Source organism: Psychrobacter maritimus (assembly GCF_904846345.1).
Lineage (GTDB): Bacteria > Pseudomonadota > Gammaproteobacteria > Pseudomonadales > Moraxellaceae > Psychrobacter > Psychrobacter maritimus.
The window spans coordinates 305,546-328,372 of record NZ_CAJHAJ010000002.1 but is presented as its reverse complement, the minus strand read 5'-3'; the positions used below and the strand labels follow the sequence as shown (position 1 = coordinate 328,372).

Sequence of the window (22,827 nt, the reverse complement as noted above, 5' to 3'; positions counted from 1 at the left end):
AATCGTTGTGCTAAATGATGGATATAAAGTAAATAATAAACTGATAAAAAGGAGCACTCAACGTGCAGTTATTAAATCAAGCGGTCGTGACCGAACATCTTAATATGCAAGCGGCTATTGACGCTATCGAAGCAATGTTACATCAACAAGCGGCGCACCCTGAATGGGTTAAAGCCCCTGAGCGTTTGGTCATTGAGACGTTTAGCGAAGATGATAAACACAGCTCAGGCTCGCATTTATCGATGCCAGCGACGATTTATGATGGGGAAAAAGAATATACCGCCGTTAAGTTGGTGACTATTTGCCCTGACAATCCCAGCCGTGATATGCCAACCACCACCGCCCTTATTACCGTATCCGATAATGATACGGGCGCCATATTAGCGATTATGGATGGCATTTATATTACCCAAGTGCGTACGGCGGCGTTATCAGGTATCGCAACTAAATATATGGCAAAGCCTGATTGTCAAAGCGTGGCAGTGGTTGGCTGCGGCGGCATGGCTTATGAGCAATTGCATGCGGTATTGACAGTACGTCCTGAAATTAAAACGGTCTATTTATGGAATAGAAGCAGTGAAGGCGCTGAGCAATTTAAAACGCGTTTTGAGCGTGATTACAGCCAGTGGAAGGTTGATATAAGCATTTGCAAAGATATCAATGACGCTATTTGTGATGCCGATATTATCAACGTGGCGACACGGGCGACGGAAGGCTTATTTGATAGTGAACATATCAAATCTGAGGTTCATATCAATGCGGTTGGAGCATATCAGCCGTCGATGAAAGAGATAAGCAATGAGGTTATCGCCAACAGTGATATGGTGGTGGTTGATGACTTGGTAGGTAGTCGCCATGAAGCCGGTGACTTAATTCAAGCGCACGATAGCGAGGATTGTACATGGACGTGGAGTGACCTTAGTGGTGATTTGCAAGCGCTCGTCACCAAAGAGATCGTAAAATCAGAGCCGGGCATTACCTTGTTTAAATCAGTCGGCGCGGCAAGCTTTGATGCGGCCGTGGCTTTATATGTGGCAAAACAAGCCAAGCAAAAAGCTTTTGGCGCGGCAGTTGATTGGTGAAACGACTGATAGCTTATAAGCCTGATAGCTTATAAAGCCAACAACTAAGATTTATTATCTTAATCATTACTCTCATTAAAAAAGCCCCCGTTTCAAATTAGAAAAGGGGGCTTTTAACATTGAAAATAGTTATTTGATATTGTCTTTACGGCGTTTGCTTGCAAGACGCTGCTTGCGCTTGGGGCTTATATGATAGGTTAAATAGCCGCCAACAACCATCACCGCAATAAATGCCACGATATATAAAAATATTGATGAACCGATAAAAGTAGAGGGTTCCATGACCGTAATCTCATTAGGGCTTATCAATAATTATGCGAGCGGGGCGGTCTATTGTAAAGTAAACAAGTTTAGCTCAGGTGTAAGTTCCAGTGAACGTAAACGCGCTGCTTGGTCGTAAACGTTGGCAGTGACAATCAATTCATCTGGCTGATACTGCGCAAGGAATTTCGCAAGTTTCGGTTTGACCGTTTCTACAGAACCGATAAATGACACGGATAAAGCATTGTCTACCATCATTCTCTCAGCAGGACTCCAGATGCTATCCATATCATAAGTTGGCATTGGCATTTGTCCGCGCTCGCCTCGACGTAGACGCACAAAGCTTTGCTGCGCTGAGGTAAAGTGATATTGTGCGGTTTCATCATCATCGGCAAGTAATAAGTTTGCCGCTAGCATCACATAAGGCTTTTCCAAATACGCTGATGGTTTAAACTGTTCACGATACGCAGTGATGGCTTGACCGAGCATCTGCGGGGCAAAATGTGAGGCAAAGACGTATGGTAGCCCCAAATGTGCCGCTAAGGTCGCGCCAAAAAGCGATGAACCCAATATCCAAATAGGAATGTTTGATTTCGCCCCTGGGAATGATTGTACAGGGCTATCGTCTGTGCTATCGCCTAAGAAATATAGCAGTTCTTGTACATCTTGTGGAAAACGATCGGCGTCTTGCATTTGACGACGCAGTGCCTGAAAGGTAGCGCCATCTGTACCCGGTGCGCGCCCTAGACCTAAATCTACGCGGTCACCATATAGCGCCTGTAAGGTACCAAACTGCTCGGCAATGACTAGCGGTGCATGATTGGGCAGCATGACGCCACCTGCACCGATGCGTATGCGCTTGGTTTGACTGCCGATGTGCGATAACAGCACGGAAGTCGCTGCACTAGCGATACCAGGCATGTTGTGATGCTCGGCCATCCAATAACGGTTAAAGCCGGATTTCTCTGCTTGCTGAGCGATAGCAACTGTCTGTGCAATGCCTTCAGCGATGGTTTTTCCTTCAGGAACGGGTGCTAAGTCTAAAAAAGATAATGGAATTGTATTGCTCATGATTCACCTATTGTTATGATGGCGCTTTTCAACGACATTTTTATAGTTGGTTTTTTTAAACATCAGTAATAAAAAGCATTCTGATTATTCAATAGCTCATATGATGGGGCAGTTATAGAGAATATAAAGGTCAACGCCCAAGGTAATAACAAATCGTAATAATTCGAGGCGCGTATAAGAGTGCTGCGCAGATTTCTTACCGAAATAAATAGTCTTATAAAAGAAAAATACAAACGGCACCGCTATCTATTGATAACGGTGCCGTTTGTATTTTTTAGCAAGACGATTATTAAGCCATGCTGCTTGAAGTCGTTGTTAATTGCTTAAGCGCCGCTGCTTAAAAAGCTACTGATTACGTTAACAGCTACTGACTAAATTGCTTTTGGCATAACTCCATAAACGCGCGTCCGTACTGACGGATTTCTGCATCATCACGTACCGCCATCCAGCTGGTAAAACGTCCAAAATGATCAACAGGAATGGCAGTCAAATTCTGATAATGACTTGGCTCAAATGCCATTTCGGCAATAATGCCAATGCCCAATCCTAATCCCACATAAGTGCTAATCACATCGGCATCAAGCGCTGCGAGTACAATATCAGGCTCAAGTCCTGCGTCACTAAAGGTTTTATCAATAGCGCCGCGCCCTGTAAAACCGCCGTGATAAGTCACAATCGGATAGCTGGCAAGCGTTGGTAAATCAATCGATTCTAGTCCTGCAAGTTCATGGTCGCTTGGTACAATGACCCGATGCGTCCAGTCGTAATAGCGGTAGCAACGCAAATAGTTATTGTGTAATAACGATTCAGTGGCAATACCAATATCTGCCTGCCCGCGAATGACCATCTGGGCGATGGTTTCAGGGTCTGCCTGTTGCAGGATTAAATTAACCTTGGGGAAGCGCTCTTTAAACTCTTTGACCACTTCTGGCAATACATAACGTGCCTGCGTATGCGTGGTGGCAATCGTTAGCGTGCCAATATTGGGATTATTAAAATCCAGACTGAGGTTTTCAATGGTACGAATTTCAGCAAAGATAGATTCGATGTGCGGCATGAGTGCTGTGCCCATGGTCGTCAGCCCAGTTAGACGTTTGCCTTGGCGCACGAACACTTCGGTTTTAAGCTGGTTTTCAAGTGCTGCAATATGTTTTGATAGACTCGATTGGCTGGTATGCAGCACAGTTGCTGCTTGACTTAAATTATAGCCATTAATTACCGTATGCCACACTGTTTCCAACTGCTTCAGTTGGATTTGTAGATGCCGCTGATTGACCACTACGTCGATTGCCATCACTTAACCCTATTGTATAAATATACAAACCCTGTCTGTATATAAAAATAAAAACGTACAAATACTCAGTAAGTCACCAGTGTAAATCAAAGCTATTATTCTTGTATATAATAAATAGCTATGAATTTATGTTAATTAGGAATATAGAGTGATTTATTTAACTTTAAATGGACAAGTTGATTTGAAAACAAGACACGGTTAGAAAAAGTCATTTTTAATAATTAAGTGAGTTTTTGATACACGACGTTACCATCATGAAATAAATGAGGTGGCCGAATACTATGGTTATTAAGTTAATGCAAAAACATCTAGTCAAGGTTAGCGTTCTCAAGTACCATAATTCAATTTTGTGCTAATGATGGTTTTTGTGCAACGCTGAGCAATTTTTATCGATCCTTTTTATCTATAATCAATAAGAAATGATTGATAAAAATTGTGCGCAGTTGTGTTCTTTTGTCTCAAGTTTTGGTGAGTTATTATGTCTGCTGTCCAACCTGTAACGCCTGATCAACCGATTGCCAAAAAATCATGGGGAGAAGCCGCCAAAGCTTATCTAGACCCACGTGTCATTATCATGCTGTTTTTAGGGTTTTCAGCCGGTATTCCCATTTTGCTTATTTTTTCCAGTCTGTCATTATGGCTAAGAGAAGCAGGCATTGACCGTGGTGTTGTCACCATGTTCAGCTGGGCAGCACTGGGGTATTCATTTAAGTTTATTTGGGCGCCATTAATCGACGCGCTGCCGGTGCCTTTTTTGACCAAATGGTTGGGTCGTCGCCGTAGTTGGATGGTGGTATCACAGCTGCTTATTGTGTTGGCTATCTTTTTGATGGCGACGGTCAACCCTATTAGTGAAGACGTTTTGGTGTATATGGCGGGCGCAGCGGTTTTGCTGGGCTTTTCTTCTGCCACCCAAGATATCGTCATTGATGCTTACCGTATTGAGCTGGCACCGCCATCGATGCAGTCTATTTTGTCCTCTATCTATGTGTCAGGTTATCGCGTTGGTATGATTGTGGCTGGGGCAGGCGCGCTATATTTAGCAGATTATTTCGGTTCGACAGAAAGCTTTTATAGTTATGAAGCGTGGCGCAATACCTATTATATTATGGCTGGGGTCATGACTTTGGGTATATTGACCACCTTTGCCAGTTATGAGCCAACCGCTGAGATTTTGCAAAGTCATAAGCAAAAAAGCAACCTGAAAGTTTTCCTAATTTACTCAGCGTTACTATTAATACCAGCTTTATTGTTCGGCGTTATATACCTTATCAATATCCTTATTAACAAGGTCTTTGATAGTACCATCGCGCTGATACCGTTAATGGCCATGCCAAGTATTAAGTTCTACTTTTTAGCGCTGGTGGTGTGTGCGCCACTGCTGCTGTTGTACTTTATGATCAATCAACCTAAGATTATCAATAAAGCGCCATTAGTAGCGGAAACCCGCGAAGACTATGTCAGATTGGTTTTATTGTTTGTGTTTGCCGTCGTGGCGTTCATTGCAGCGTATGTATTAATAGGGCAGGTATTGCCAGAGTTTGAAGGCGTGTTTGTCAGCTTCATTAGTGAGACATTGCATTTACTGATAAGCTTAGCCGCAGCAATGGCAGCAGGTTATGCATTAGTAAAAGTAGGTTTAGTCAAAAAAGAAATTGCGATGGCGACATGGATTGAGCCGATTTTAGATTTCTTTAGACGCTATGGTAAAAAGGCATTATTGTTATTAGCGCTGATTGGTTTGTACCGCATATCGGACATCGTGGCAGGGGTGATATCAAACGTCTTTTATCAAGATATGGGCTTTAGTAAAACCGATATTGCCAATGCGGTAAAATTGGTTGGCGTGATTATGGCCATTGCTGGTGGTTTCTTAGGTGGGCTGTTGGCGCAGCGTTTTCGTATCATGCATGCCATGATGATTGGCGCTATTCTCGCTTGTGCGACCAATTTATTATTTGTGGTGCTGACCTATAATCCGGGCAGTTTGCCCATCATGTATATGGCGGTGATTTTTGATAATTTAGCAGCTGGTCTTGCTAGCGCGGTATTTATTGCTTTCTTATCGGCGTTGACTTCTATACGTTTTACCGCGGTACAGTACGCTATTTTTTCTTCGTTAATGACGCTTATTCCTAAGGTTATGGGTGGTTATTCAGGCTCTATTGTAGATAGTATGGGCTATCCGTTCTTCTTTATTTTTACCTTTGCGATTGGTATTCCAATTTTAGCGCTGATTTACTTTGTCGATAAACATATCGTCATTGGTGATAACGATGATATTTATGGCGACAATGACAATAATGGCGATGGTGAAGGTGGCAAAGGTATTGGTGATAAGTTAACCAAAGCCAATCCAAATCTAACAGATACCAAAGAGCCACCACGGGCATCAGAGTAGCTAAGACAATAAAATATAACCAGTTCGACAGGCTTATTCAGTAAACAGTAATTTTACGAGTTATTTATGACAGCAGCTACCATTGGTCAAATAAAACAGCAGATTCAGCAATTGGCAAATGCAGCTGCAAGCAGTCATTTGCCCTCGTTTTGGCTCACTGATTGGTTGTTGTTTGTCATTGAGCAGCCAAGCTCGTTTTTAATCACTGATGAAAACTATCAACTGACCGATAGCGAGCTTGAGCAGTTTTATGTAGGTGTGACTAAGATGCAGCAGGGTACTCCCTTGGCATATTTAACGGGACAGCAAGAGTTTTGGTCGCTGAACTTTAAAGTAAATGAGCATACGTTAATACCGAGACCGGATACTGAGATATTGATTGAACAAGTATTAACGTGGATAAACTCTCAACCGAAAAGTGTCGATGATAATAAAAAACCAAAGCGCCTATTAGATTTAGGCACTGGCTCAGGTTGTATTGCGATCAGCTTAGCACATGAGTTAAATAAGAGTAATCCAAATAGTAAGGCTGAAAACTGGCAAGTGGTTGCCGTTGATTTATCATCCGAGGCGTTAAAAGTCGCTAAGCACAATGCAATGGTAAATGAGGTTGCTGATATCGAGTTTATTCAAAGTAGTTGGTATGACGCGCTGCCTACTCAGGACGAGCCATTATTTGATGTGATTGTCTCTAATCCGCCTTATATTGATGAAGAAGATGAGCATTTATCAAGATTAGTTGCCGAGCCGATTAGCGCCTTAAGTGCCCCCAATCATGGACTTGCCGATATAGAACATATTGTCCAGCAGGCGCCGCAACACTTACGTAAAGGTGGGCTTTTAGCAATTGAGCATGGCTTTGATCAAGGTTTAGCGGTTCGTCAGCTATTTTTAGACAATAGCTTTGATTCTGTCCATACGGTTCAGGACTTTGGTGGTAATGATAGGGTGACTTTGGGTCAGCTGTCATAATTGGTTATTGTAGTGAATGGGTTTTAGACCCCCATTATTTTAATAATAGTGTTTTTAAGAGCAGGTATTTTTAGTAATACGTTTTTTGATTATAAATCGTGGTGAAAAATTGTGGTAGAAAGTATGACGCATTCAAAAGAAACAGGGCAGCTAGTAGATGACGAGCTGTTACGTTATGCACGGCAGATATTGCTTGATGGCTGGGATATCGATGCTCAATTACGCTTAAAAGCATCGCGCGTCGTTATGATTGGTGCAGGCGGTCTTGGTTGCCCAGCTTCTGAAACGCTCGTGCGGGCAGGATTGGGGCAAGTGCATCTAATAGATGATGACATGATTGAAGCCAGTAATCTGCAACGGCAAACGCTATTTTTACCTGAAGATATCGGCAAACCTAAAGCGCTTACAGCGGCGCAGATGCTCAGCAAAATTAATCCTCTGATTAGTGCCCGCGGTACAGTGGCAAGATTGAGTGAAGACAATGCTTATGAGCTGCTTGATATGGCATCTGGCACGCCTGACCTGCTTTTAGACTGTACTGATAATTTTGCCACCCGAGATATCATCAATCGCATTAGTGTTCGTTATCAGATTCCGTTGTTATCCGCTTCAGCGATAGCGATGCAAGGGCAGTTGGCATTATATGAGCCGCACTTGGATACAGGCTGCTATCATTGCGTCTTTGGTTCTGTGGTACTTGATGCAGAGGCGGATGAACGTACCTGTGCCAATTCAGGGGTGCTTGCCAGCACGACAGCTATCATGGGTAACTTACAAGCCAATGCTGCGCTGCAATATCTAGGATTAACCAAAAATCCACTGACAAATAAGCTGTTAATATGGGATGGTAGCCAGATGCAGCAACGGCTGATGGGCTATCGCAAAGATGCGCATTGTCCGATTTGTACTAAAGATTAGCAAATACTTAACCATTTTCAGTCTCTGTATCCTCATAATCTCCTTTTTATTACCATAGTTGTTTCTTATGAAAATTCATCGCCCGCATTTATTAAAGCATACCTTTAATGTCGTCAATCGTGTTCGCCAAACCGCAAGCGTTGCTGGTTTGTCAGCGCTCAGAATCGCAAAAGGTGAAAAACCTGATGCCATGCTGCTAAAGGAAACCTTTGAACAATTAGGTACGACTTACATCAAAATTGGGCAGTTTATCGCCAGTACGCCGTCATTATTCCCGCGTGAATATGTTCAAGCATTCCAAAGCTGTTTGGATCAAACGACGCCATTATCCTATGCTTATATTGAACAGGTATTAAAAGAAGAGCTGGCCGTTGATGGCCTGACGCTTGAGGAGATGTTTGCTCATATCGACACAAAACCGTTAGCATCAGCCTCTATTGCCCAAGTACATGCGGCGCGATTGCATAATGGCGATGAAGTGGTATTAAAGGTACAAAAACCGGGCGTTGAAACCATTATGCAAACGGATTTGGGCGTATTACATGGCGTGACCAAGTTGGTTGAACTACTAATGCCTTCGATGCGCTTTGCCAGTATTGCGCCGATCATCGATGAGATTCGTTTGCGTATGCTTGCCGAAACGGACTTTATCGCTGAAGCGCAAAATATTCGTGATTTCCAGCAGTTTTTAGCGATATCAGGAAATACACGCGTCGTCGCGCCGACCGTCTATGAAGAGCTGACCACCAAGCGTGTGCTGACCATGAGCCGCTTATACGGCGTTTCTATGGTAGATGAGTCCGTCATGCGTCAGTATTGTAATGACCCTGCGCAAGTGATGGCAGATACTTTGAATACCTGGTTTGCCAGTCTCATGCTCTGTAATAGCTTCCATGCAGATTTACACGCGGGTAATTTGATGCTATTAACCGATGGGCGTATTGGTTTCTTGGACTTCGGTATCGTTGGTAAATTAAAAGCTGAGAGCTGGCGCGCCTGTATGGGTATGATGCAAGCAATGCAAGACAGCGATTATCAAGCAATGGCGCGCCATATGATTGATATGGAGATGACCCATGGCGGCAACCAAGTTGACGTCGCGGCATTGGGCAATGATTTGCAGCGTATGATGAAAACCATTATGGCAGAAGACAAAGCATTTACCAGTGGCGTGCCTTTTAACAGCAAAGAGCAGGCCGATGAACTCAATAAGATGATGCTTGAGATTGTTGAGGTCGGTAAGCGTCATGGTATTCATTTCCCACGTGACTTTGCTTTATTGACCAAGCAAATGCTCTATTTTGATCGTTTTATGCGCACGCTTGCCCCTGATATGGATATGTTTAGCGATCAGCGCGTGCAAATGTTAGGTCAAGCAGAAACAGCCGAGTAGGCGAGTCCTCCAAGCCGAAATATCTCTTAATAGTAAGTACATGATAGTAGTAAGCGTTATATTTAGAACTCTTTTATTCTATTTTTAATTGGTTATGTATCACTGCTTTTGACTGCTTTTAACACAAAGGATTGTGTGCTTCTTGCCACAAAATGGCTCTGTCATGATGACTGCTTTTAAAAGCCGTGCTGCTACTATTATTACCAATCAAACGGCGATTGCTTGCATAGGGTTATATTGTCTGGCGGTGGTTATGGGGTTTGGGCGGTTTTTATTTACCGCAACCTTACCTGATATTATGACACAATTATCGTTATCGACGGTCATTGCAGGTTGGCTGGCCTCGGTCAATTATAGTGGTTATTTTATTGGCGCGCTCATTGCGATGTTTGTGCCCCAACGTTTGACATGGCAAATGCTCATAGCATGGACAGCAGTCAGCATCGTTACCACCATGCTATTGGTCGTGCCAAATCTGTCGTTGAATCTCTGGTATGTCATCCGCTTGTTATCTGGTATCGCCAGTGGGGTGGCGATGATTTTAAGCTCATCGCTAGTGATTCAAAGCTTTAGTCATGAGCGCCGCTCGGTACTCTCAGCCTTGCATTATGCGGGTATTGGGGTCGGTATCAGCGCTTCTGCCATATTGACGTGGTGGTTATTAACACTCGGCTATCATTTCGATATCATTTGGTTGGCAGCAGGGATTATTAGTCTACCGTTATTATGGCTGCTTTATGCCATTAGACCGCAAAATCTGATTTCACCTGATTTATCATCATCTAAATTATCGTCCTCTAACTTGCAGTTCCCTAAGCGACAATCCTCTAAGCTATCATCCCTTAAATCACAGCCTGTTAAATTAAACCGCAGCAATCAGCGCCTATCCATACAGCAAACTTATCTTAATTTTAAACGTTCTTTATATGAAGCGGTGGCAGGTCATACCAAGGCGATTGTATTACTGTCGGCAAGTTATGTGTTGGCGGGGTTTGGTTATATTACTTCAGCGACTTTTTTGCCGGTGATGGCAACGCAGCGGCTTACGACACAAAGCTATGCAGGGTTACTGATTTGGCTGGTGGTTGGTATCTTTGGCATGCTATCGAACCCTATTTGGGGCGCGCTTGCCAAGCGCATTGGCGAGACCAAAACCTTGATGGGTTTAACGTTATTGCAAGCGTTTGGTATGTGTTTGCCAATATGGTCTGATGGTGCTATTGGCTTATATGGTAATGCAGTGATTTTGGGCTTAACCTTTGTCGGTATGGTGTCAATGACACTTAATTTGATTAAAAATATCAATCCCGCTTACTCAAATTTATTGATCGGGCTGGCAACTTTGGCGTATGCAATAGGCCAGTTCATAGGGCCGCTGGTCACGGTGGCGCTGGCAGGGAAACAGGACAATTTTAACGCCGGTTTATTGGTCGCGGCTAGCGGTTTATTAATAGGATTGGTTTTAGTTTTCTTTTTTCAGCGTCAAACTCAGCGCCAGCGGCAGTCCTAGTTTAATTGATAACTAGAATTAAAAGAAAGGAAATAACTACAGCCACATTAACCGTCAAACTAAACCACGCTACGGCTAAATACTTCTCGTAGCTCAAAGCTGGTATGCACTTGGGCGACGCCTTCGATGCGATTGAGCCTATGCAATAAAAACTCCTCATAATGCGCCATATCGCGTACGCGCACTTTAATTAAGTAATCTTCGGTGCGACCGGTGACGATACTACAGCTAACCACCTCATCGAAACTTTGAATTTTTTCTTCAAAAAGCTCAAAGCGATCTGCAGTATGGCGATCCATACTAATCGCGATAAATACCGCCAGAGGATAACCGAGTTTTTGCGCATCGGTTTGTGTATGGTAGCCGGTGATGATGCCTGAATCTTCTAAGCGCTTGATGCGGCGCGCGCAAGGGGTCGCCGATAAGTTGACCCGTTCGGCAAGCTCGGTAATACTCATACGTGCTTGGGTTTGTAATAAGCGTAATATCTGTTTGTCAGTATCGTCAATATCTATGGCTAAAGAGTTTTCCGTATGGTTATTTAACATCGAATATCGCCTTATTGGTGAATTGCAGCAATTATAATCATAATTGTGCATTTTTTCACTAAATTACTATAAATTTTGGTGAAATAAAGCTGATTTCTAACACAGAAACTTTGTTATTATAATGGCATAAACTTTTATTATCTCGTATGATAAAGAATGATTTGGTCATTAGTTGCCCAGCTAAAATCTACACTTCAACTCAGCTCTTTATGTTATCTAAGGATTGATTATGCCTAATCAAGCAACACGCCATACAGACAACACCTCTGCAAAAGTTACCCCAAAAAATGCCGCTTTCGATTTCCGTAAATATCGTCCATTTGCGTTTGCACCTGTGCTGACAGATCGCACTTGGCCGAGCAAAACGATTGAGAAATCACCAATTTGGGCAAGCGTGGACCTGCGTGATGGTAATCAGGCGCTGATTGATCCGATGACGATTGAACAAAAAATGCGCTTTTTTAAAACCTTGGTCGATGTGGGTTTCAAAGAAATTGAAATTGGCTTCCCGTCAGCGGCACAAGTTGAGTTTGATTTTGCACGTAAACTCATTGAAGAAAACCATGTGCCTGCTGATGTCACCTTGCAAGTATTGGTGCAGGCGCGTGAGCATTTGATTGCCCGTACTTTTGAGTCATTAAAAGGGGCGAAGCGTGCCATCGTCCACGTTTACAACTCAACGTGCCGTATCCAACGCGAAAAAGTATACGGTAAAAATAAAGCTGAAATTAAAGAGATTGCCATTACCGGTGCTAATTTATTGGTCGAATACGCGGCCAAATATCCGGAAACAGAATGGGTATTCCAGTATTCACCTGAAAGCTTTAGCCAAACCGAAACGGAATATGCGGTCGAAGTCTGTGATGCGGTTTGTGATGTCTGGAAGCCTGAAAACGGTCAAGAAGTGATTTTAAACTTGCCCGCGACGGTTGAAGCGTCAACGCCAAACGTGTTTGCCGACCAAGTTGAGTATTTCTGCCGCCATCTTGCCAAACGTGAGCATGTGACTATCAGTTTGCATACCCATAATGACCGTGGCTGTGCCGTAGCTGCGGCTGAGCTTGGCGTGCTTGCTGGTGCCGATCGTATTGAAGGCACCTTGCTTGGTAATGGTGAGCGTACCGGCAATATGGATATCATGGTCATGGCAATGAACTTGTTCAGCCAAGGCGTTGATCCAGAGCTTGATTTTAGTAATATGAGTGAGATTGTACAGGTAGTGAGCGAGTGTAATAACTTGCCACTTCATCCTCGTCATCCGTACGTTGGCGAGTTGGTCTTTACCGCTTTTAGCGGCTCGCATCAAGATGCCATCAAAAAATGCCTCGATTATAATGAAAAGCATGCCGAGCAGACCGAAAATGTGTGGGATGTGGCGTACTTGCCAATTGATCCGGCGCATATCGGTCGCAGCTATCAAGACGTGGTACGTATCAATAGCCAATCTGGTAAAGGCGGCGTTGCTTATATCTTGCAGCGTAACTATGGCTTTAACTTGCCACGCTGGATGCAGATTGACTTTAGCGGTGTGGTACAAAAACAAGCGGAAAGCGCTGCCCGTGAATTACAGAATGATGAAATATTACAAACCTTTGAAGACACTTATTTGCAGCAAGGCAGCTTTGAGCTTCTAGATTATAGTGTCAATAATAAAGGCGGTGAGGTGTACTTTAACGGTCAAGTACAGATGAATGGTGACACCATCACTATTGATGGTACGGGTAACGGTCCCTTGTCATCGTTCATTGACGGACTTGCCCAGCATACGGGTAAATCTATCCATGTCATCAACTACGCTGAGCATGCGATTAATCCGCAGCACAATAGCGGTGATGGTATCGATGATGATACCAATAATGATAACAAAACCAACGCCAACGCTGCTGCTTACATTCAACTAAATGTCGATGGTGAAGTTTATTCAGGCATTGGCACTTGTAGCAGTACCGTATCGGCCATGCTTAAAGGCGCGTTATCCGCCTTTGCTCAGGCAGTAAATACCGCTGCTGCTTAATAAGATTCATAATATTAAAACAGTATCAGTATTAAGACAGCTTATTTAATACGGTAATCTATAACGCTATGGCTTTTGCAACCAGCAAATCAGCCATGGCGTTATTTTTTATGTAAGAATTTATCTTAGCAGAACGCTATTTTAAAGGTACCTTTTTTATATTGAAATAATTATAACTGGGTGCGTGCTTAGCGACGTCTTTACGAGTGATAGCATATTGTTACTTGTGTTTTTGGTGTCTAAGACTTACGCTAATGTATATATCATTCATTATTATAATAGTAGAAAAACAAGGTTAATTATGGAACCTATATCATTTGCTTCATTTACATTGGCATCTATTTTAGCTTCACTGCCAGCGAATGGTGAAGTCGTTAGTAAGCCCACGATTACCACGCATATCAGTCCCGCCATTGCCGGACAGTGGGAAATAGATTTAGACAGTAGTATCACAATGACTAAAGAAGCGGAGGCCAGACAAGCGGCATCCAAGCAGCAAAAAGAAAAAAGTGTTGAGCCAAAAGTAAACGCTGATACAAAAGATGGACTACTGAGCCAGAATGAAAAACGTATCGTTAATATAAAGCCGAGCAGCAGTCAAAAACTGATGGCTTCAGCAGCGAAATCCAATCAATGCCGTGAGTTATATAACTTTGCTGCGGATAATGAGATGTGGGCGGTTAGCGGTAAAGAATGGACCTATGGTCGCTACCTAGTCACCCACCGCGAAGAGGGTTTGCCGATTATTGCTCTCAAAACGGTCTATGACAACAATGAAGTAGATTGCTCAGGCAATCAGATAGATCAGACTGATGAGGCGCTGATTGCGTTTTTAAACCATGACGGTAATCAAATGCAGTGGTGTGCCGACCCTGATGGTACAGAATGCTTTATGAATTTCACTAGAGTATTACCATAATATTTTATTATCATTTATAAACTGTCGTCTATAAAATTTAAAAATGTCATTTATAAAATCCAGACACATTAAAAAACCGCTATCTATTTGGATAGCGGTTTTTTTATTAATTTTCTTGTAAAACAATAGCATTTAGAAAGACTAGGAATCAGCCTTGTCTTTATTGGCTGTTAATAACTCTCTTTCAAGATAATGAATATTTTGTGCTTCATGGACAAATTTATCATCAGCCAAAATTACATCGCGATGCATCGGTATATTTGTCTTGATACCTTCAATCACCAATTCATCAAGTGCGTGCAAGGTTTTAGAGATTGCTTGCTGCCGCGTTTGACCATGGCAGATAAGCTTGCCAATGAGTGAGTCGTAGTAGCTTGGAATCTCATAGCCGGGATAGAGATGTGAATCAAAGCGAACGCCAGCGCCACTAGGTGAGTACAGCTGAGTGACAGTACCGGGTGATGGCATAAAGGTCACTGGATCTTCAGCATTGATACGACATTCAATCGCATGACCTTGCACCTCAATTTCGCTTTGACGATAAGATAAGCCGTAACCTGCCGCGATTTTAAGCTGCTCAACGACCACATCGATACCTGTAATCATCTCGGTGATGGTATGCTCAACCTGTACGCGCGTATTCATCTCGATAAAAAAGAATTCATTGTTTTCAAATAAAAACTCAAACGTCCCAGCACCGCGATACTTGACCAGCTTACAGGCTTTGACACAGGCATCGAGGATAGGCTGACGTACATCATCAGGGATATCAGGGGCAGGGGCTTCTTCTAATACTTTTTGATGGCGGCGCTGTAAAGAGCAATCACGGTCATAAAGATGAATCGCATTACCATTGCCGTCGCCAAGTACCTGTACTTCTACGTGGCGCGGATTTTGTAGATAGCGTTCCATATAGACCGTATCGTCGCCAAACCACAATTCAGCTTCTTGCTTTGCCGCTTGCACTTGACCAATAATTTCCTCAAAGCGCTCAACGACGCGCATACCACGACCACCACCGCCTGCAGCTGCTTTAATAATAAGAGGAAAGCCAATATTGCGTGCTTGCTCTTCCGCATTGTGCATGGTCACCGCACCCACTGAACCGGGTACCGTTGGCACACCTGCTTTTTTCATAGCATTGATGGCGGAAACTTTATTGCCCATTAAGCGGATATGATCGGCACTAGGACCAACGAAGGTCAATCCGGCTTCTTCGATACGCTCAGCAAACTCAGCATTTTCAGCCAAAAAGCCGTAACCAGGGTGAATAGCATCAGCACCAGTAATCTCAGCGGCGGTCAAAATCGTATTGATATCAAGATAGCTTTGGTTGGCATTGGGTTTGCCAATACAGATTGCTTCATCAACAAAGCGTAAGTGCATCAAGTTTGCATCAGCGGTAGAATAGACGCCGACAGTCTCTATGCCAAGCGCCTTACAAGCTCGAACGATACGTAGGGCAATCTCACCTCTGTTGGCGATGAGCAGTTTTTTTATCATGGGGTCATCCTTGTTGAAGCGGCAGTCATTGATAAAGTCGCTATTTTAGACATCATAAAAATAAATGGCTATACAACTCATTTAGATAAATTGAGCGCTGATGCCGTATCAATAATAACGAGGTCTCAATCATTACAAAGTAAAGGTTGGAAATAGCGTTACGCTTTGTAGCGTATGACCGGCTGACCAAACTGCACAACTTCAGAGTTGTTTACTAAGATTTCATCCACAATACCGCTTTGAGTCGCTTCAAGAGGATTCATGATTTTCATGGCTTCAATAATACCAAGCGTGTCACCCGCTTGTACTTTTTGTCCAACCTTTACAAACGGTGGATCGTTAGGGCTTGGGGCTGAATAGAAAACACCAACCATCGGCGATGTCTCAACGCTACCAGCTTTGATAGCGGCTGTGGCTTCAGCAGCGATTGGCGCAGCGCCAACACTAGGAGCAGCCATCATCGTTGGTGCAGGCGCATCATAGTGACGAGTTAAGCTAATATGTTCGTCGTCTGAGCTGATTTCTAAATTAACCAGTTCACTTTCTTCCATGAGTGCGATCAGGGTGCGTATTTTTTCAATATCCATAATTTTAATTTTGCCTTGTACTAAATTCGAGAAAATAGTGTAACTAAATATTGTGTTGGTAATTGCTAATGATACCTATATTCACGCCAATGAGCAATCGATGTACAGTTGTTAACTGAGTTTTTTTACATATTATGACGTAAGCTATCTTATAGAGTAAGAAATACTTAATGATTTATCATAGTCTATGTGACAAGGTAGCGCTAGTAATGGTTACTAGACGCTACGATTGGATAAAGGTAATGACAACATTAAGCCCACATCATCGTTAAGCGTTTTTGCTGATAGCGCAAACGTACGGTAAGCAAGATGGAAGATAGGAATAAGCCGGTGATAAGTGCCATCCAGAAACCTTGCGCGCCAACGTCGGTAAAGCGCACGAGATAAATACCAAGTGGTAGGGCCACGAGCCAATAACAAAATAGCGTGACCCACATCGGTATGGTGGTGTCTTGCATACCGCGTAATATACCGGCGACATTGACCTGCCAACCATCAAATAACTGATAGGCTAAGGCAAAGATAAGTAGGTGCATGGCTTGGGCTGTGACGTCGGGATTGTCGGTAAAGGCCGCGGCCAATTGCGGTCTAAATAACCAAATGCCAAGCATACAAGTAAGTGCAATTATTACCGTCCATATCAAACCTGTGGCTTGTACCTGACGTAATGCCATCAGGTTTTTCTCACCAAAGCGGTTGGACACCATAATCGTCAGCGCCATCGCGACTGAGATGGGAATCATAAACAGCTGCGAGGTCACCGATAGCGCCACCTGATGCGAGGCGGTTGCAAGCTCGCCTAAGGGGCTGATTACCAAGGCTCCTAAGCTAAATAAACTGGCTTCAAAAAAGATAGAAATGCCAATCGGGATACCAAGCTTTAATAGTTTTTTGATTTGAGCGCGATTGGGACGGGCAAAAGCATAAAAGAAGCGCGTACTGGCAAACTGTTGACGCTTAGTAAAACTGGTATAAGTCGCTAATAGTATGACGTTAATCCAAAGGACTATTGCGGTTGCAACCCCGCAACCTGCGCCGCCCATTTCAGGCATGCCAAATAGACCATGGATAAAAATATAGTTAAGCGGAATATCGGCAAGCAGCCCGATGATACTGATAACAGTGACAGGCTCTGGTCGACCAAGCGCCTCGCAATAGCTGCGCAGTACCGCATAGACCGCAATCGCAGGGAAGCCGAATGAGACACCTCTTAGATATTGGGAAGCGATAGGTTGGATGTTTTCAGGCACACCCATCACCCCAAGTATATTGGGTGCCAGATTGACGATAACAAAACCGAGAATACCAATGACACCTGCCGTCCATAAAGACTGTTGGGTGATGTGTGGTACTTGGCTGTGTTTGTTTTGACCGATTGCTTCACCAATGAGCGGCGTGGTGGCAATCAAAATACCGGTCGCCAATAAGAATAATGGCAGCCAAATACCGGAACCAACAGCGACGGCGGCTAGGTCAAGGGCAGAGACTTGACCGGCCATAATGGCATCGACAACCCCAAGTGCGGCTTGGCAAAACTGGGTAATCAAAATAGGCAGTGCAAGTACGCCTAAGCGTAAGCTGTAACTTTTAAAATCTCTGAAAGATAATGGGAAAACCATAATAAGCAACTTTTTATTCTTTGCGGTAATGATTGTAGATGAGCAAATGCTGCCATCAACAAGTTAATAGCAAGACAGTAAAATAGGATTGGTGCGACGATAATACTCCGATAAATAATATGAGCAAGTGCAATCTGAGTAACAATAGGCCGGCTAGGTATAAAAATAAAAATGGTAGCCCTAAAATAAAAATAACCCGTCAATTCGCAAGCAGAATCGACAGGTTATTATTAAAAATAATGGTAAACAAGCTTAAGTCTGATGTCAACGTTCTAGACGCGTTTGTTAATACTTATACTCGTCTAATGGTCTAAGGTTTGCTAGTGTAGCAATACAGATAAAATTAATTATTTATAAGGATTCAGGTAAGTCTTGCACCAGTGCTTGATAGCCAATCAAGGTGTTATTGGCGTCAAATGCCTGTACGACAATGGCATAATTGGTTGAACTATCGGGAATAACAGGAGCAAACTGGGTCTCAAGATTGCTCAATATCAGATTCTGTACATAACCGTTAGCACCCGATTCTGCTTTATTAACATCAATTTGACTCACTAAGACATGCTTAGCATTGCTAGGGTTTTGCCACGTGACGGTTTTTTGACTACCATTACCGATAATATCAAGATTGAGGTTGCCAAGTTGATAGTCGAGTGGGTAAGTCTTAAAGTTAGAGCGGTCGCTAATGGTATAAGTAACATTACAATTATCTTGACCACTCGATAGCTTTTTACCACCTAGACCATCTTGATATTCAAAACTGCCTTTCCAAGGCGCCCCTGCTTCATTTTTTGCAAAGCTACCAGCAAAGGTCGTTAATAAGTTTGGTGTCTCTATCCCTAAATCACTGACATATTTAATGTCTAAAAATTCTAATGTATCAAGGCTGCCCGTCACTTTACCAGCGATATAGTTATCTACTTTGATTGCTGAATTGATACCTAACGCATTGTTTTCTTGGCAAGCTTGCTGCTGATAACTAAAGCTACCATCAACGCTGCCTGCGCCATCTTTACTGATATCAAAGTATACCGCACCGATATCAATATCGCTGCTGTCACCATCGCCAATCTCGACAAAGTGCCCCGCATAAAGACCACCGCGACCGCCTTCTGGCGTTAGCTTATCCAAGAACTTATCAAGCGATTCTTCTGGTAAAAAGACCGATTCCAAAATCTCAGCCATAGATTTTTCATCATCGCTCAATTTATCTTCGACTTCTTTATATTTCTCTTTGACTTTATCTTCCACGCGATCGTATTCATCTTTTACTTGATCTTCTACGCGATCATATTCTTTCTTCACTTTGTCGCCATCACTGCCACAGGCGCTGAGGGTTAGACTTAGGATGCTGGCCGTTAATACAGATAGTAGTAGCTTGGGTGCGCTCATAAATGAGTCCTGATGGTTGATTGCTATTTTAGAGAAGCGAAAATAATTTCTGTGCATAAATATAGCAAAATCTATCAGGTATGTACGTGGATAAATGTGCACTCATGACATAAAAATTCTTACACCATCGTTACCGTCAAAGACTAGCATTCTCTGGCAACAGATTAAGCTCTTCTGCCATATCCATAATCGTGTTCCAATGCTTGGGTTCAAGCGGAAGAATGGTCAGCTGCTCACAGCCTTTTCTCAGCAACAAGGAATCTTCAAGCGCCGGCAAAAACTTAAGTTGGGATAATGGCAATATATCCGTAAAAGCCTGCTCAAAAGTCACATCTACCATATACCAGCGTGGCTTATCTTCAGTTGCTTTAGGGTCATAATGTCGATGCTCAGGATGGAACTGGGTGATGTCAGGGTAGCCTGCCTTGCTAATGGTCACGATGCCAGCGACGCCAGAAGGTCGGGCGCTTGAATGGTAAAAAAATGCCTTGTCACCGACTTTCATATCGTCACGCATAAAGTTACGGGCGCGGTAGTTACGCACGCCATCCCACATCTCCGTGCCCGCACGTTGTAAGTCTTCTATATTAAAACAGCGGGGATTGGATTTGATAAGCCAATATGCCATGGTCTTTATCCTTGTAAAATTATTAGTGTAATAATAACGGTTTAATAGTGATGAGTTTAAAAGCTGCTATTTATAGATTCTCATATTATGTGGTCATTTTGCTTATTTATTATTTTACCTATTAGCTTAAATGCCATTTTTTGTCACTGTTTTTATGTCTAATTTATGATGATTAGGCTTTTCTTTAGCTCGCCCAGCCGTTATCCTAGCGCTACTTTCTGCTGATGATAGCAGCTACCCCTTTATAGATAAGTGCGCTTATGTCAAATATCAAATCATCTCATTTTTCCAACAACCTTGGCGCTGTTAATCGTGATAATTTCAATCATGACAATACAAGTCCTGACAGTATAAGTGCGCTCGATGTCAGAGATATTCCGTTGGCACTTTATATTCATATTCCGTGGTGTGTGAAAAAATGCCCTTATTGTGATTTTAACTCGCATGAGCTGCCGATTGACAGTCAGCTGTCTATGTATGATGAGTATGTTGATGCGCTAATACTTGATGCAGCGTCGCAGCAAGCGTTAACCCAAGGGCGAGAAATCAGCTCAATATTTATCGGTGGTGGCACACCCTCGCTGCTGCCCATTACTCAGTATCAACGCTTATTTAACAGTTTGCGCGAGATTTTTAGGTTTGCCGGAGACATTGAAATAACGATGGAGGCCAATCCAGGTACCCTTGAGCATGCACCATTTGCGGAGTATTTAAAGGTAGGCATCAATCGTTTGTCTATTGGCGTACAAAGCTTTGCTGCTGAGCAGCTCACCACACTGGGGCGTATTCATAATCCAGCCCAAGCGCTCTCTGCCATTAAAGCGGCTCGTTGCGCTGGATTTGAGCGCGTCAATGTGGATTTGATGCATGGGTTACCAAAGCAAACGATGAGTGAAGCCTTGAACGATATTCAAATGGCACATGACGCAGGTGCTACGCATATTTCATGGTATCAGCTGACCATTGAGCCAAATACCGTATTTTATCGCAGTCAGCCGATTTTACCCGATGAAGATAGCTTGGCAGATATCGAGCAAGCGGGTCAGGCATTGCTTGAAAGTTTGGGCTATAACAATTACGAAGTGTCGGCATGGGCAGGCGCGTCCGATAAACCTTGTCGTCACAACGTCAATTATTGGCAGTTTGGCGACTATCTAGCTATTGGTGCTGGTGCTCACGGTAAAGTCACCATTGATGACGCCGCGATTAAAGAGTGGTCTGCGGAGAAGGTGTCAAAAGAGGCATTAAAGGAGACAGTAGGCGAGTCAGGTATTTATCGCTTTAGCAAATCACGTATGCCCAAAGACTATATGGAATACCAAGACCAGGCTCAGCAGAATGAAATAAGCCAAAACAACCAAATGGTAACCATACCAAAGACGCCAATGCCGCCAAAAATGGTAGGTTGGCAAGCAGTTGCAAGTGATGAGCTGGTCAGTGAGTTTATGCTCAATGCGTTACGCTTACATGATGGCGTGGCGTGGTCGTTGTTTGAAGCTCGGACAGGACTGAGCTATGACAGTATTGCTCTAGAGGTGAATAAGCTCATTAAACAAGGGCTATTGATAGATGATAATGAGCATTTACAGCCGACCGCATTGGGTAAAAGGTATCTGAATCAAATCTTAAGAGAGTTTTTGTAAAATTAGAAGATAAAAAAAGAGGCTTACCAAATGATAAGCCTCTTTAAAATAAGTCTAACAATATTCAGACTTAGATTTTGTTTTGTACTTCTTGTGCAGTACCGGTTACAGCGCCACCAGCACTTGAAACGTCTTGACCTAGACCTTTAAAAGTGTTGCAACCAGTTAGTACAAACATAGCAGTCAAAGATGCGATAACCAATTTTTTCATAATTTTTTCCTCAAAAAAGACAGGGTTGTTTTATAAGTAATAACAGTAAAACTTAGCGTTTTGCTTAAGTTTTACTGAGGGGTTGCAGGATACGATAACATTGTAGGATGGGATAACAATGTTTTTAAGCCATCTCGTTGTCCGTTACAGCCATCATAATCAAAGTTAAAATCAGAGCACAGTATCAAAATGTAATTATTGGCAGTAAACTGTAACTTTTGATTACGCCTGCTATATAAGCCAAATATAAAGTCCAAACCATTGACGGAGTTCGTATGACCATTCATATCGTGTTGGTAGCGCCAAAGATGCCTAGCAACACTGGCAATATTATTCGCTTATGTGCCAACAGTGGGGCGCAGCTACACTTGGTTAGACCGTTAGGGTTTGAGCTTGACGATAAAAAGCTACGCCGCGCAGGTTTGGATTATCATGAATATGCCCATCTGCAAGTACATGACGATTGGGCAATGACTAAGCAAGCGTTGCAAGCTGCTGGTTGCGATATTATTACCGCGCTGACGACCAAGCTTAGCAAACCGTTTTATGACTATGATTTTAGCGGACAAACGACTGACCAATCAGACAATCAGTCGACTACTAGCCCATCATCAAATCATGTTGCGCTGGTTTTCGGTTCTGAAACGGCAGGGCTACCAGATGATATCCGTGCCGATATTGGTGCTAATAATTGGCTACGCTTACCAATGCTCGCTGATTCGCGCAGTTTAAATTTGTCTAATAGCGTGGCAATATGCTTGTATGAGGTTTGGCGACAGCAAGGGTTTGACGGTGATGAAGGCCGCAGTATCGGTTATGAGACCTTGACGGTTTATGATCCGAAATAGAGAAGGTAGTTAC

General features: G+C 43.1%; 20 protein-coding genes. 10 read left to right on the top strand and 10 right to left on the bottom strand.

The features are described from left to right. The first annotated feature begins 62 nt into the window (after positions 1-62). On the top strand, positions 63-1,082 hold the full coding sequence (locus JMX50_RS04205; protein WP_201618629.1) for an ornithine cyclodeaminase family protein: 1,020 nt from the start codon (positions 63-65) through the stop codon (positions 1,080-1,082). Positions 1,083-1,211: 129 nt separating this feature from the next. Here the strand turns inward: JMX50_RS04205 and JMX50_RS04200 are convergent, their stop codons facing one another. From JMX50_RS04200 to JMX50_RS04190, 3 genes are all read right to left on the bottom strand, one after another. Then, on the bottom strand, positions 1,212-1,364 hold the full coding sequence (locus JMX50_RS04200; protein ID WP_201628553.1) for a hypothetical protein: 153 nt from the start codon (positions 1,362-1,364) through the stop codon (positions 1,212-1,214). A 48-nt stretch (positions 1,365-1,412) separates the two neighbouring features. Further along, positions 1,413-2,414, bottom strand: a complete 1,002-nt coding sequence (locus JMX50_RS04195) for an LLM class flavin-dependent oxidoreductase (RefSeq protein ID WP_201628552.1) — start codon at positions 2,412-2,414, stop codon at positions 1,413-1,415. 364 nt (positions 2,415-2,778) lie between these two features. Next, positions 2,779-3,708: a LysR substrate-binding domain-containing protein gene (locus JMX50_RS04190; RefSeq protein WP_183617908.1), complete on the bottom strand. Its 930-nt coding sequence runs from the start codon at positions 3,706-3,708 to the stop codon at positions 2,779-2,781. A gap of 478 nt (positions 3,709-4,186) precedes the next feature. Between JMX50_RS04190 and JMX50_RS04185 the strand changes: the two genes are divergently transcribed. From JMX50_RS04185 to JMX50_RS04165, 5 genes are all read left to right on the top strand, one after another. Further along, complete coding sequence (locus JMX50_RS04185; protein WP_201628551.1) at positions 4,187-6,109, top strand: AmpG family muropeptide MFS transporter; 1,923 nt, start codon at positions 4,187-4,189, stop codon at positions 6,107-6,109. A 66-nt stretch (positions 6,110-6,175) separates the two neighbouring features. Further along, positions 6,176-7,081, top strand: a complete 906-nt coding sequence (gene prmC / locus JMX50_RS04180) for a peptide chain release factor N(5)-glutamine methyltransferase (RefSeq protein WP_201628550.1) — start codon at positions 6,176-6,178, stop codon at positions 7,079-7,081. A 123-nt stretch (positions 7,082-7,204) separates the two neighbouring features. Then, a complete protein-coding gene (locus tag JMX50_RS04175; protein ID WP_201628549.1) occupies positions 7,205-7,999 on the top strand; it encodes a HesA/MoeB/ThiF family protein in 795 nt (264 codons plus the stop codon). A 67-nt stretch (positions 8,000-8,066) separates the two neighbouring features. Then, the gene (locus tag JMX50_RS04170) at positions 8,067-9,392 is read left to right on the top strand and encodes an ABC1 kinase family protein (RefSeq protein WP_201563477.1); all 1,326 of its coding nucleotides are present in this window, start codon (positions 8,067-8,069) and stop codon (positions 9,390-9,392) included. Positions 9,393-9,555: 163 nt separating this feature from the next. Next, on the top strand, positions 9,556-10,902 hold the full coding sequence (locus JMX50_RS04165) for a YbfB/YjiJ family MFS transporter (protein WP_201628548.1): 1,347 nt from the start codon (positions 9,556-9,558) through the stop codon (positions 10,900-10,902). Positions 10,903-10,961: 59 nt separating this feature from the next. Here JMX50_RS04165 and JMX50_RS04160 read toward each other — a convergent pair whose 3' ends face one another. Further along, positions 10,962-11,450, bottom strand: a complete 489-nt coding sequence (locus JMX50_RS04160) for an Lrp/AsnC family transcriptional regulator (protein ID WP_201563473.1) — start codon at positions 11,448-11,450, stop codon at positions 10,962-10,964. Positions 11,451-11,679: 229 nt separating this feature from the next. Between JMX50_RS04160 and leuA the strand changes: the two genes are divergently transcribed. Continuing rightward, positions 11,680-13,464, top strand: coding sequence for a 2-isopropylmalate synthase (leuA, locus tag JMX50_RS04155; RefSeq protein WP_201628547.1), 1,785 nt, complete (start codon positions 11,680-11,682; stop codon positions 13,462-13,464). Positions 13,465-13,765: 301 nt separating this feature from the next. Then, positions 13,766-14,383 carry a hypothetical protein gene (locus JMX50_RS04150; protein ID WP_201628546.1) on the top strand — a complete coding sequence of 206 codons (618 nt, stop codon included), beginning with the start codon at positions 13,766-13,768 and terminating at the stop codon, positions 14,381-14,383. Between the two features lie 141 nt (positions 14,384-14,524). On the opposite strand, the gene accC is transcribed toward JMX50_RS04150, so the two are convergent. The 5 genes from accC to JMX50_RS04125 all read right to left on the bottom strand — a co-directional run bounded on the left by accC (position 14,525) and on the right by JMX50_RS04125 (position 20,112). Beyond that, on the bottom strand, positions 14,525-15,886 hold the full coding sequence (gene accC / locus JMX50_RS04145) for an acetyl-CoA carboxylase biotin carboxylase subunit (protein WP_201628545.1): 1,362 nt from the start codon (positions 15,884-15,886) through the stop codon (positions 14,525-14,527). 158 nt (positions 15,887-16,044) lie between these two features. Continuing rightward, the gene (gene accB / locus JMX50_RS04140) at positions 16,045-16,473 is read right to left on the bottom strand and encodes an acetyl-CoA carboxylase biotin carboxyl carrier protein (protein ID WP_201624799.1); all 429 of its coding nucleotides are present in this window, start codon (positions 16,471-16,473) and stop codon (positions 16,045-16,047) included. Between the two features lie 251 nt (positions 16,474-16,724). Next, the gene (locus JMX50_RS04135; RefSeq protein ID WP_201628544.1) at positions 16,725-18,092 is read right to left on the bottom strand and encodes an MATE family efflux transporter; all 1,368 of its coding nucleotides are present in this window, start codon (positions 18,090-18,092) and stop codon (positions 16,725-16,727) included. 351 nt (positions 18,093-18,443) lie between these two features. After that, positions 18,444-19,484, bottom strand: coding sequence for a hypothetical protein (locus JMX50_RS04130; protein ID WP_201628543.1), 1,041 nt, complete (start codon positions 19,482-19,484; stop codon positions 18,444-18,446). 136 nt (positions 19,485-19,620) lie between these two features. Then, positions 19,621-20,112 (bottom strand): EVE domain-containing protein, encoded by a 492-nt coding sequence (locus JMX50_RS04125; protein WP_201628542.1) that lies wholly within the window; start codon positions 20,110-20,112, stop codon positions 19,621-19,623. Positions 20,113-20,372: 260 nt separating this feature from the next. Between JMX50_RS04125 and hemW the strand changes: the two genes are divergently transcribed. Then, complete coding sequence (gene hemW / locus JMX50_RS04120) at positions 20,373-21,755, top strand: radical SAM family heme chaperone HemW (RefSeq protein ID WP_201628541.1); 1,383 nt, start codon at positions 20,373-20,375, stop codon at positions 21,753-21,755. 70 nt (positions 21,756-21,825) lie between these two features. Here the strand turns inward: hemW and JMX50_RS04115 are convergent, their stop codons facing one another. Further along, complete coding sequence (locus tag JMX50_RS04115; RefSeq protein ID WP_144296920.1) at positions 21,826-21,966, bottom strand: entericidin A/B family lipoprotein; 141 nt, start codon at positions 21,964-21,966, stop codon at positions 21,826-21,828. A 275-nt stretch (positions 21,967-22,241) separates the two neighbouring features. Between JMX50_RS04115 and JMX50_RS04110 the strand changes: the two genes are divergently transcribed. Further along, positions 22,242-22,814, top strand: a complete 573-nt coding sequence (locus tag JMX50_RS04110) for a tRNA (cytidine(34)-2'-O)-methyltransferase (RefSeq protein ID WP_201628540.1) — start codon at positions 22,242-22,244, stop codon at positions 22,812-22,814. Positions 22,815-22,827: the final 13 nt, after the last annotated feature.